The sequence below is a fragment of the Rhodoplanes elegans genome (assembly GCF_016653355.1).
Taxonomy (GTDB): Bacteria; Pseudomonadota; Alphaproteobacteria; order Rhizobiales; family Xanthobacteraceae; genus Rhodoplanes; species Rhodoplanes elegans.
This window is the reverse complement of the sequence record NZ_NHSK01000216.1, coordinates 1-11,496: the sequence shown is the minus strand read 5'-3', so window position 1 is coordinate 11,496 and position 11,496 is coordinate 1. Positions and strand designations below refer to the sequence as shown.

The window sequence follows — 11,496 nt, the reverse complement described above, 5'->3', positions numbered from 1 at the left end:
CACCGACGACGGCGACGCCGCCGAGCGCCGTGCCGGCCGCCTTGGCCCGCGGGCCCGGACGGCTCTCGGCGGCGTCGCCGTCGTCGGTGCGCGGCAGCACGCGCGCCGCGGTCGTCACCGGCACCTCGATGCGGTCGGTGTAGAAGGCCGTGTAGAGCTGCTGCTTGAGCGCCACCGGATTGCCCGAGATCAGCACCAGCTCGACGTCCTTCCAGTCGCCGCCGGTGAGGTTCTCGACCACGGCCCAGCCCTGCAGCCGGGCTCTTCCGCCCTCCTTGGGCAGCACGAGCCGGTAGGAGGTCTTCCACACCGGCGCCGCCACCACGTAGCCGAGCCCGACCGGGCGGTCGCCGTCGCCCAGGAAGCCGATCGAGAGCGTGCGGCGATCCTTGGCGCGGTTCTGCGATTGTCCGGCGAGCGCCCGCTCGATCTGGACGCGGGTCTCCAGATCCGTGAAGCGCAGCGTGGTGAGATCCTCGAGCACCGCCGTGACGAGGCCGCGCTCGGTCATCAGCGCGAGGCGATGGCGCGTCACCGTGCCGCCGCCGTTCGGAAGCGTCGTCTCCTCCGGCTCGACCCGGAACACCCGGCCGGTGGCGTTGACCGGCCCGGCGATCTCCACCTCGGTGCCGACCAGCGCGTTGAGCAGCGCGGACGGCGACGCGAGCGCCTCGGGCCCGAACGGCAGGTCGCGGAACAGCTCGACCAGCGGGGTCTTGCCGGGCAGGCTGACGGCGCCGATGCCGCCGGCGCGGTCGAACACGGTGAGGCTCTTCAGCAGGTCGTCGACCTGATCGAGCCGCACCGGCAGCTCGACCGTGGCGCCGCCCGTCACGGTGCCGGCATGGATGAACTGGGCGAGGCCGGCCGAGGACAGCACGACGCGCTTCAGCGGCAGCTCGGCCGCGTCGGCCGGACCAAGGGCGGCGAGCGGCGGCGCGACCAGCAGCGCGGCCGTCGCCAGCAGGGCCATGCGGAGCGGCAGGGCGGCGCGACGCCAACGCACGTCGCGCGACGGCGCGCACTGGCCGGCGTAATGAAGCTTGTGGGGCAGGGGCATCTGACGATCCCGTCGCTGACCGCCCCGTCGCGCCGGCCGATCCGGCCGCGAGGGCGGTGTCACCGGCGATACCGAAGACCCGAACCTGGGCGCCCGGAGGGCGGGCGCGTGATGCCGATGTGACGACGGCGCCGGCACGCTCTTGGTGTGCGGCGGGCGGGCGGGGGTTCGATGGGGAGAGCGGAAGCTTGCCCCGGCCGGAGTTGTCGTGACGTGAGGGGCGAGGAAAGCTCGTTGGTCATCCCGGGGCGCGGGCCGAAGGTCCGCGAGCCCGGGATCCATAACCCCGGTGCCGGTGGCTCACGAAAGACAGGGGTTATGGATCCCGGGCTCGGCGCTCACGCGCCGCCCCGGGATGACGAGGGCTGCGACGCCTTCGCGAAAACCTTACTTCGCGGTCTCGGCGGCGGCGGCGAGCTTCTTCTGGTGGCGCTCGAGCGCCTTCATGATCAGGTCCTCGGCCGCGGCGGCGTCGAGCCACTTGGCGATCGTGACCCACTTGCCCTTTTCCAGATCCTTGTAGTGCTGGAAGAAGTGCGAGACCTGGTCGCGCTGCACGGCGGGCAGGTCGGTGTAGTTGGCGATGTCGTTGTAGTAGGGGTGCAGCTTGTCGACCGGCACCGCGATGATCTTCTCGTCGCCGCCCGACTCGTCCTCCATCAGGAGCGCGCCGATCGGCCGGCAGCGGATCACCGAGCCCGGGAACACCGGCACGCGGTTCATCACCATCACGTCGATCGGGTCGCCGTCGAACGACAGCGAGTGCGGGATGAAGCCGTAGTTGCCGGGATAGTACATCGCGGTGTGCAGGAAGCGATCGACGAACAGGGCGCCCGACTTCTTGTCGATCTCGTACTTCACCGGCTCGCCGCCGAGCGGGATCTCGATGATGACGTGGATGTCCTTCGGCGGGTTCGGGCCGGGGGAGATTTCGTCGAGGTTCATGGCGGCTCCGGACAAAAGGACACGCGCGACGCCCCCACGGGACGTCGCGGCGTCGGTTCTCTGATGCGTCTGCTTACTGCGCCGGGCCGCCCCGCCACAACAGGTTTCGGAACCACCCATGGTCGCATAGTCGCCCCGACCATACGACTTTCGTCGCCGTTCGGCGCCTATTGCCGGCGGGCGCGGGCCCCCGCGAGGCCTCACAGCCCCTTCAGCCGCTCCTCGTCCATGACGCGCCGGCTGTAGCTCTTCGCCGTGTAGAGGGCGGCGACCGGATTGTGGCCGAGGACGCGGTCCTTGGTGATCAGCGTCGTCACCGGCGCGTCGGAATGCTTGCAGAACAGCGCGTCGTGGCCGACGCACAGGCCGATGATCACGTTGAGGTCGGTCGCTTTGGCGTTCAGGGTCTGCGCCTGCAGAATCGGGTTGCAGCACGCCTCGTAGCCGCCGGGCGCGATCTTGAGCTCGTCCGGCACGCCGATCTCGGTCTTGTCGGTGCCGCCCACCTTGCAGCACACCGTGAGGGGCGTGAAGCCGCCGCGGCGCAGGATGGTGGCGAACAGCCGCGTCTCCTCGATCAGGCCGACGCAGGTGGCGATGCCGATGCGCTGCGCGCCGATGCGGCGCGCGAAGGCGAGCGTCTCCTCCACCCGGGTCAGCTTGCCGTAATAGAGGCCCTCGACCTCGGCGGCGGCGCGCGCCAGCACGGCGTCGGGTCCGCCGTCCCGGTAGGCCGTGACGGTGCCGTCCAGCACGGCGGGCGGCGTCGCGTCGCCCAGGCAGAAGTCCGGCGCCGGGCGCTCGGGACGGTGGCAGGCGAGCTGGCCGCAGTCGGCGCAGGTCGGTTCGGTGGGCTTGCTCATGACGGGTCCGTGACGACGACCACGGCCGCGCTGGTGACGACGATCCGCGGCCTCGATGATCCTGCTCCGGCAACCATGGCGGAGGATTTCGCGCCGCGATGGCCGGTCCCGCAGCGCAGCATGAAGATGCCGGAACCGCAATGACTTGGGTCAGGTCCGTAGGATAAACGTGCTGTCATGAACGATAAGAAGAGGACGCCGTTTCCTTGACATCGTCCGGTGTGGCGCAGACATCCTGGGGTGGAGAAGACGGACTCCGCGCGTGCCCGGGCGCCGGAACTTCAGGTCGGAAAGGACGCTCGTGAGCATCGCGACCCCCTTGCACGCCCCGCTGCATGCGCCTTCGCACGCCCCGCTGCTGCACGCGACCGCGCCGGTCGGCCTGCACGCCAGCGCCCGCGTCGCCCGTCGTCCGGTCACCACCGACGATCGGCTGTGGACGCGGCTGCGCGACGAGGCCGAGACCATGCTGGCGCGCGCCCCGGAGTTCGGCGCGCTGATCATGACGACGATCCTGGGCGCCGACGGCTTCGAGGACGCGGTGGCGCGGCGCATAGCGGCGCGGCTCGCCAATGCCGACGTGTCGGCTGCGATCCTGCGCGACGCCTTCCTGCGCGCCTATGCGGACGACCCGGCGATCGGCCGCGCGACGCGCGCCGACGTGCTCGCCGTGCTCGACCGCGACCCGGCGACGTCGCGGCTGATCGAGCCGGTGCTGTACTACAAGGGCTTCCACGCCATCCAGGGGCATCGTCTGGCGCACTGGGCGTGGACCCACGACCGCCGCGACCTCGCGCTGTGGCTGCAGAGCCGCTCCTCCGAGGTGTTCCAGACCGACATCCACCCGGCGGCGCCGTTCGGCGAGGGCATCTTCCTCGACCACGCCACCGGGCTCGTCGTCGGCGCCACCGCGGTGGTCGGCAACAACGTGTCGATCCTGCAGGCCGTGACGCTCGGCGGCACCGGCAACGAGACCGGCGACCGCCATCCCAAGATCCGCAACGGCGTGCTGATCGGCGCCGGCGCCAAGATCCTCGGCAACATCGAGATCGGCCACTGTGCCCGCATCGCCGCCGGCTCCGTGGTGCTCAAGCCGGTCCCGCCGGCGACGACGGTCGCGGGCGTGCCGGCCAAGGTGGTCGGCACCGCCGGCTGTGCCGAGCCGGCCCGCAGCATGGACCAGATCCTCGGCGAGGACGCCTACGACTCGTTCGTCTACGTGATCTGATCACGAGATCCGATCAGGCGACCGACCACGCGATCGGACGCCGACGCTCGCCCCGACCTGCTCTCTCCCCCCTTGTGGGGGAGAGGGGGGTGAGCCACATGCTCCGAGCCTGCGGCTCACCCCCCTCCCTGTCCCTCCCCCACAAGGGGGGAGGGACCGCAGGAGGCGCGGCCGCCTCGATTCGTCTCTCTGCCGGAAAGAACGGTCCGCGGCGCACGCGCGGAGCATCACCGCAGCACCTGGCTGGTCGGTCCGTCCTCTGTGATCGTGCCGATCGCCGCGACGATGCGGTCGACCATCGCGGGCGATGCGATCGAGCGGGCGAGCAGCTCGCGCGGCCGCACGACGAAGGCCGACCGACGTTCCTCGAGCGGCGCCAGCGCGGTCCGGGCGGCCGCCATGTCGCCCTGTCGGGCGAGGAGCAGAGCGCGGGCCAGTACGTCGAGGTCGGAGCTGCCCGGCATGCGGTCGACCTCGATCGCCATCGCGGCGACGTCGTCCTCGAAGAACGCGGCCAGGAACATCGCCCAGGCGAGCGGCGTCGGGTTCGAGATCGTCAGGCGGCGCGCCTGCTGGAGCAGCACGCGGCCGCGCTCGACCTCGCCGGCGGCGACGAGCTGGCCGCCGACCTGCATCAGCACCCGCAGGTCGTAGGGGTTCAGCCCCAGCGCCCGGTCGCCATGGGCGAGGCCCCGCTCCAGATGGCCGCGCGCCACCTGGATGTGCATCAGCGTGTAGTGGGCGCGCGCGCTGTTCGGCGCGAGCTCGACGGCGCGCCGCGCCAGCGCCAGCGCAGTCGGCAGGCTGTTCGGACCGCCATTGCCGAACACGTGGTCGCGATAATGCAGCCGCGCGAGCAGCACGTGTCCGAGCGCGAAGCTCGGGTCGTCGCGGATCGCCGCCTCCAGGCAGTCGCGGGTGCTCTTGCGGCGCTGCGGGTCGAAATAGCGGGCGAGCTCGGCGGCGACCAGGGTGCACTGATAGGCCGAGGGCGGGCCGTCCTCGGCGAGCTTGCGGCGCTCGGCCGCCGGGATGATGCCGAAGGGCTGGAGCAGCACGCTCGTGACGAAAGCGACGAGCGGTTCGATGGCTTTGCCCCGCCCGTCGTCGCCCGAATCGACCGCGACCTCGTCGTGCCAGACGACGCGATGTTCGGGCATGGCGAGCAGGCGGACGCTGAGGAAGCTCTGGCCCGTGGCGGCGCGAACCAGCTTCGGCACCAGGAGGTAATCGAGATCGGCGCTCGCCTGTGCAAGAGCCGGCATCGCGGCCGGCGCGGCCACAACGGCGATGTCCTCGAACCGCGCCAGCGCGTTGGTGAGCCGGGCGTGCAGCGCGTCCGGCGCGACCGCCGGGTCGCCGGGGGCACCGACGACCGCGACCGGCTCGACCGCGAGCCAAGGCTCGCCGGTGCGTCGCCGGGCCGGCCGGGCCGGGCGGGTCGCGGCGACCGACTCCTCCGCCGCGCTCAGCACGCGGTAGACGTTCCAGTGATCGATCACCAGCACGTCGAACAGGCCGTAGGCGACGACCCCCAGAAGGGCAAGCCAGGCCGGCGTGACCCGGAACCGGGACAGTAGCCGCGAGTGTGGGCGCGGCGGCGACAGCGGCTCGGCCGCAGGGGCGGCCTCGGGTGATGGCTCCGGCACGGCGGGCGGCGCGTCCGCGACGGCCGGTTCGGGCGGGGCCGGTGTGGTCGGCTCCGGCGCCGTGGGCGCAAGGGGCGCCACGCGCGTGAATGTCGGCACGTAGCGCCCGCGCGGCAGGGCGATGCGAATCGGGTCGTCGCGACCCGCCTCGGCATAGTAGCGGTCGAGTTCCTGGCGCAGCCGTGCCGCCTCGGTGCGGACGATCGACTGGCTGTTGGGGTCGAAGCTCGCGTCCCGGCCGAGCGCCTCCACGGCAATCGTATACCCTTTTATGCGATCGGCGTTCCCGGCCAGTGTCTGCGCCACCACCCAGCTCAGAAAGGAGGTAATTTGTGGCGAATCCCGAAAGCGCGCCGACTCCACGACGCGCGCGAGCGCAGCAGAGATCTCGCCATCCGAAAAACGCGTCAAAGGGTCTTGCCCAAGCAAGTTTAATACATCCGAGTTAGGACGAGAAAGTCGATCGACGCAAAAAAGGGCGGCGGATCGAATGTCATCTTACAGACTCGCCGACAAGCATCTTTGAGATAACGCATGTGACTTGCAGTTGACACCTGCCCCGAGCTCAGCTCGCGGCACTTTGATGACCTCCTCGCGTACCAACGTCACGGTTCGCGGCGCGTCGTGTGACTGTCATCTGACAGCCAGCCCTGCCCGAAAGTAAGAAACCGGCAACCACGCCGGACGAACCCTCGCCCGCAGATGGATCGACGGATCGAGGGGGCGACGTGACTCACGACAAGCGCAAGCGCGCCGCGGCGCGCGACATGCGGACCCGGCGCGAAGGGACGGTGCTGTGCGTGCTGCGGGCGGACCTGCCGCGGCTGCGCGGCGTGCTCGACACCTACTCCCGCTGCATGGCCGAGATGGTGACCACCCTGTCGGGGCCGGACGTCTCGGCCGACCGGCTCGCCGTGGTCGACCGGCTTCGTCGCGACCACGACGCTGTGCTGGCCGATCTCGAGCGGCTGGTCGACCTCCTGGAGGCGTCGCCCTCCGAGGCGGGTGAGGAAGCGCCGGTGCCCGCCGGCCGGCTCGGCGCAGGGCTCGGCGAACTCCGCGGCGGCGGCTGGCGAGACTACGCCAAGCGACCGGTCGGCGCCTGGCGCCGGCGATCCGGGGCACAGACCTGAACGCGCAATGTCCGAGCGCGCCGCGGCAAGGCCGCGGCCGCGCCGGATGGAGGGTTCCATGTCGTTGTCGAACGTGAAGATTCTCTACAAGATCCTGGCCTGCTTCGGACTGCTGATGGCGGTCGTGGCCGGCGCCGTGTGGTTCACGGCGTCGCGGATGCACGAGATCGACAAGATCTACAGCGAGATGCTGGCGCGCGACGTCGCCGGGATGAAGGCCGGGCTGCGGGCCAACCAAGAAATCTTCAATTTCGGCCGGCTGACCTGGCGGATCATCGCCGAGACCGATCCGGCCGCCATGCGCAAGACCGCCCAGGAGATCGAGGTCAATCGCAACCGGTTCCGCGAGCTCGTGGCCGAGGCCGCCCGGAATCTGCCCAGCTTCGCGCGGGCCTTGAACGGCGCCCAGGATACCTTCGAGGCGATCCACGGCGATGCGGCCGTCGTCACCAAGGCGACGATGGCCAACGAGAACGAGGCCGCCCTGCGGCTCGGCATGGCCATGGCGGTGAAGACCGCCGCGCTGCGCGATGACATGCGCCGGATCACGACGGACCTCGAGCGCTCGCTCGACGAGCGTTCCGCCAAGGCCTCGGCCGAGGTGGCGGACACGATCAGGACGACCGTGATCGCGATCTCGCTCGCCGCCCTGCTGGTGCTGGCGCTCGCCTTCGCGGTCGTCCAGTTCGGCGTCGCCAAGCCGCTCGGCGTGCTGTCGCGCACCATGGAGCGGCTCGCCGGCGGCGACTTCGCGGCCGAGGTGGCCGGTGCCGAGCGCAAGGACGAGGTCGGGCTGATGGCCCGCTCGGTCGCGGTGTTCAAGGAGAACGGCATCGAGGCGCAGCGCCTGCGGCGCGAGCAGCAGGAGGCCGAGGCCCGCACGGCGGCCACCCGAAAAGCCGACATGGCCCGCATGGCGGACCAGTTCGAGACGGCGGTCGGCACCATCGTGGGCGCGGTCTCGTCGGCCGCCACCGAGCTCGAGGCCGCCGCCGGCACGCTGTCGCGCACCGCGGAGACGACGCAGGAGCGGGCCGGCGCGGTCGCCGCCGCGTCCGAGCAGGCCTCCGGCAACGTCCAGAGCGTCGCCTCGGCCACCAACGAGCTGTCGGCCTCGGTGAACGAGATCAGCCGGCAGGTGCAGGAGTCGACCCGCATCGCCTCGGAGGCGGTGCGGCAGGCCGAGAAGACCGACGCCCGCATCGGCGAGCTGTCGCAGGCCGCCGGCCGCATCGGCGACGTGGTCAAGCTGATCACGGCGATCGCCGAGCAGACCAACCTGCTGGCGCTGAACGCCACCATCGAGGCGGCCCGCGCCGGCGAGGCCGGCAAGGGGTTCGCGGTGGTCGCCCAGGAGGTCAAGGCGCTCGCCGCCCAGACCGGCAAGGCCACGGGCGACATCTCGTCCCAGATCGCCGGCATGCAGGCGGCGACCCACGACTCGGTCGCGGCCATCAAGGAGATCGGCGGCACGATCGGGCGGATCGCCGAGATCGCCTCGACCATCGCGGCGGCCGTCGAGGAGCAGGGCGCCGCGACCTCGGAGATCGCCCGCAACGTCCAGCAGGCCGCGGCCGGCACCGGCGAGGTCGCCCGCAACGTCACCGACGTCAACCACGGGGCCGAGGCGACCGGCGCGGCCTCCGCCCAGGTGCTGTCGTCGGCGCAGTCGCTGTCGAAGGACAGCAACGCACTGTCGCGCGAGCTGGCGACCTTCCTGGCGACCGTGCGGGCGGCCTGACCCGGCCGGAGTCTACGCCGACGCGGCCCGAGGCCGCGTCGGCGCCACTCGCGGAGTATCTCCGATGGCCGAGTCGGCCGCGCCGACCCCACACCGCGCCGTCTTCGTCAGCGCGTTCCTCGTCTGCGTGGTCGCCACGCTCGCGGTCGGGCTGTCGGTCTGGCAAAGCCGGACCGACGCCATTGCCCAGGCGGTGCGCGCCGACCGCAACACCGCCGTCTTCCTGACCGGCCAGATCGAGCACGCCATCCAGGAGGTCGACAACGTCGTCCGCGACTATCGCGACCTCGCCGAGATCTTCGGCGTCACGTCGGGCGAGGGCTTCGACGGGCAGTTCAGCGCCGGCGCGCTGCAGGACTGGATGGCGGCAAAGATCAAGGTCATGCCGCACACCGTCTGCATGGCGATCGCCGATGCCTCGGGCCGGGTGGTGAGCGCCTCGCGGGTGCGCCCGGCGGGCTTGCCGGGGATCGCCGACAACGATTTCTTCGAGGCGCTGCGCACCGCCGGGCGGGACGATCTGCAGGTGTCGCTGCCGACCCGGATGCGCAGCACCGGCGAGTCGGTGGTCGTGCTGGCGCGTCGAATCACCGGGCCGGACGGCGTCTTTCGCGGCGTCGTCACCGTCAGCGTCGCCACCGCCTTCTTCGACCGCCTGTATCTCACGGCCGGCTTCCTGAAGGAGCAGAGCTTCACCCTGTCGCGGCGCGACGGCACGGTGCTGCTGCGCTATCCGGCCGACGACAGGAGCGCCGGGACACGGGTTCCGGCCGGATGGCCGTGGCACGATCAGGTCGCCGCCGGCGGCGGCAGCTTCCGCTCGCCCGGACTGTTCGACGGGGTCACCCGCTGGGTGTCGGTGGCGCCGCTACCGACCCTGCCGCTGGTGATCGCCGTGACCTCGCCGGAGGCCGGGGTGCTGGCCGCCTGGCGGGCGCGCTCGACCTATGCGGCCATTGGCGCGCTGACGCTGCTCGGTTTCCTGCTCGTCCTCCTGGTCGTGCTCGCCCGCGAGCTCCGCCAGCTCGCCGCCTCCCGCCGCGTCGCCGCGGCGCGGGCGGCCTCGCTGGTCCGCACCAATGCCCGGCTCGCGGACACCAACGCCCAGTTTGCCGCGACGCTGCGGGCCATGTCGCAAGGGCTCTGCATGTTCGACGCGGCCGGCCGGCTGCGCGTCTGCAACGACGCGTTCCGCCGCATCTGGCGGCTGCCGGCCGAGCTCGGCCCCGGCTGGACCCGTGACGCCGTGCTGGCGGAGCGCAGCAGCCGGGCCAAGCGCCTCGTCTGGACCGCCGATCCGGTCGACGGGACGTCGGCGTCGGGCGCCGAGCGGGCGCCGACCGCGCTGTTCGAGCTCGCCGACGGGCGGGTGATCGCCGTGACCGAGGGGCCGACCGCCGACGGCGGCTGGCTGGAGACCCACGACGACGTCACCGACCGGCACCGCCACGAGCAGCGCATCGCCTTCCTGGCCCGCTACGATTCGCTCACCGGGCTGCCCAACCGCGCGACCTTCCTGGGTCGACTCGAGACCGCCGCGCTCGCGCTGCGGACGGAAGGCACCGCCTTCGCGGTGCTGATGATCGACCTCGATCGCTTCAAGGAGATCAACGACTCGGTCGGCCACACGGTCGGCGACGTGGTGCTGCGGCAGACCGCGTTGCGGCTCGCCCAGGCGGCGCGCGGCGACGACACGCTGGCGCGACTCGGCGGCGACGAGTTCGCCGTGATCCGCGCCGTCCGGGCGAGCGGCCGCAGCGAGGAGACGGCGGACGCGAGCGCCCGCTCGGCGCGCGAGGAGGCGGAGGAGCTGGCCCAGCGCATCGGCGCGCTGCTCGCGATTCCGCACCGGATCGACGGCGCCACCCATGTCGTCGTCGCCAGCATCGGCATCGCCGTCGCGCCGCAGGACGGCATCGACCCGACCGACCTCCTGAAGAAGGCCGACCTCGCCCTCTACCGGGCCAAGGCGGTCGCCCCCGGACGGTTCGTGCACTACGACCCGGGGATGTCGGAGGAGGTGGAGGCGCGCCGCAGGCTGGAGGTGGAGATCCGCCGCAGCCTGGAGGACGGCGACTTCCTGTTGCATTATCAGCCAGTCGTGGACGTGAGGACCGGTCGCGTCGTGGGCGTCGAGGCGCTGGTGCGCTGGCAGCATCCCGAACGCGGGCTCCTGTCGCCGCAGGCGTTCATCCCGCTCGCCGAGCAGTCGGGCCTGATCGGGCCGCTCGGCGACGTCGTGCTGCGCGCCGCCTGCGCCGAGGCGGCGGGCTGGCCCGGCGACCTCAAGGTCGCCGTCAACGTCTCGGCCGCGCAGTTCGGCAATCCCGGGCTGTTCGACGACATCGCCGGGGCGCTCGCCGCGGCCGGCCTGCCGCCGCAGCGGCTGGAGATCGAGATCACCGAGACGGTGCTGCTGGAGAACGAGGAGCGCAACGTCGCGGTGCTGCGGGCGCTCGCGAGCCTCGGCGTCGGCGTCGCGCTCGACGACTTCGGCACCGGCTACGCCTCGCTCGCCTATCTGGCGACGTTCCCGTTCAGCAAGCTCAAGATCGACCGGCGCTTCACCGGCGACATTCTGGCGAAGCGGGAGTGCGCCGCCATCGTCTGCTCGGCGGCGGCGCTCGGCCTCAGCCTCGGCCTGACCGTCGTCGCCGAGGGCGTCGAGACGGCGGCACAGCTCGAGGTGCTGCGGCTCACCGGCGTCACCCAGGCGCAGGGCTTCCTGTTCGGCGCCCCGATGCCGGCCGAGGCGATCGCCGGGCGGATCGGCAGCGAGGTGTTCGCGGGCGGTCGCGCGATGGCCGCGGCCGAGGCGTGATCCGTCATCCCGGGGCGCATCGTTCCGGAGGACGACAACCGACGTCGGAGCAAGAA

Annotated in this window: 8 protein-coding genes and 1 pseudogene; 5 read left to right on the top strand and 4 right to left on the bottom strand. The window is 71.7% G+C overall.

Annotated features, from left to right (window positions below; translation table 11 throughout):
- The 3 genes and pseudogenes from CCR97_RS25025 to CCR97_RS25015 all read right to left on the bottom strand — a co-directional run.
- Positions 1 to 1,060, bottom strand: a pseudogene (locus tag CCR97_RS25025) (DUF4139 domain-containing protein); the annotation flags it as partial.
- Between the two features lie 387 nt (positions 1,061 to 1,447).
- Complete coding sequence (ppa, locus tag CCR97_RS25020) at positions 1,448 to 2,005, bottom strand: inorganic diphosphatase (protein WP_111359898.1); 558 nt, start codon at positions 2,003 to 2,005, stop codon at positions 1,448 to 1,450.
- Positions 2,006 to 2,205: 200 nt separating this feature from the next.
- A complete protein-coding gene (locus CCR97_RS25015) occupies positions 2,206 to 2,868 on the bottom strand; it encodes a DUF1847 domain-containing protein (RefSeq protein WP_111359899.1) in 663 nt (220 codons plus the stop codon).
- Between the two features lie 9 nt (positions 2,869 to 2,877).
- Between CCR97_RS25015 and CCR97_RS32165 the strand changes: the two genes are divergently transcribed.
- Both CCR97_RS32165 and cysE read left to right on the top strand, forming a co-directional pair.
- Positions 2,878 to 3,012 carry a hypothetical protein gene (locus tag CCR97_RS32165; protein WP_274611552.1) on the top strand — a complete coding sequence of 45 codons (135 nt, stop codon included), beginning with the start codon at positions 2,878 to 2,880 and terminating at the stop codon, positions 3,010 to 3,012.
- A 238-nt stretch (positions 3,013 to 3,250) separates the two neighbouring features.
- Positions 3,251 to 4,096, top strand: coding sequence for a serine O-acetyltransferase (gene cysE, locus CCR97_RS25010; RefSeq protein ID WP_244670656.1), 846 nt, complete (start codon positions 3,251 to 3,253; stop codon positions 4,094 to 4,096).
- 227 nt (positions 4,097 to 4,323) lie between these two features.
- Here cysE and CCR97_RS25005 read toward each other — a convergent pair whose 3' ends face one another.
- Positions 4,324 to 6,051 carry a tetratricopeptide repeat protein gene (locus tag CCR97_RS25005; protein ID WP_201159979.1) on the bottom strand — a complete coding sequence of 576 codons (1,728 nt, stop codon included), beginning with the start codon at positions 6,049 to 6,051 and terminating at the stop codon, positions 4,324 to 4,326.
- A gap of 422 nt (positions 6,052 to 6,473) precedes the next feature.
- Here CCR97_RS25005 and CCR97_RS25000 point away from each other — a divergent pair, with 422 nt between their 5' ends.
- From CCR97_RS25000 to CCR97_RS24990, 3 genes are all read left to right on the top strand, one after another.
- Entirely contained in the window at positions 6,474 to 6,878 is a 405-nt protein-coding gene (locus CCR97_RS25000) for a hypothetical protein (RefSeq protein WP_201159978.1), read from the top strand.
- A 58-nt stretch (positions 6,879 to 6,936) separates the two neighbouring features.
- Complete coding sequence (locus CCR97_RS24995) at positions 6,937 to 8,619, top strand: methyl-accepting chemotaxis protein (protein ID WP_111360137.1); 1,683 nt, start codon at positions 6,937 to 6,939, stop codon at positions 8,617 to 8,619.
- A gap of 64 nt (positions 8,620 to 8,683) precedes the next feature.
- A complete protein-coding gene (locus tag CCR97_RS24990; RefSeq protein ID WP_111359610.1) occupies positions 8,684 to 11,440 on the top strand; it encodes a bifunctional diguanylate cyclase/phosphodiesterase in 2,757 nt (918 codons plus the stop codon).
- Positions 11,441 to 11,496: the final 56 nt, after the last annotated feature.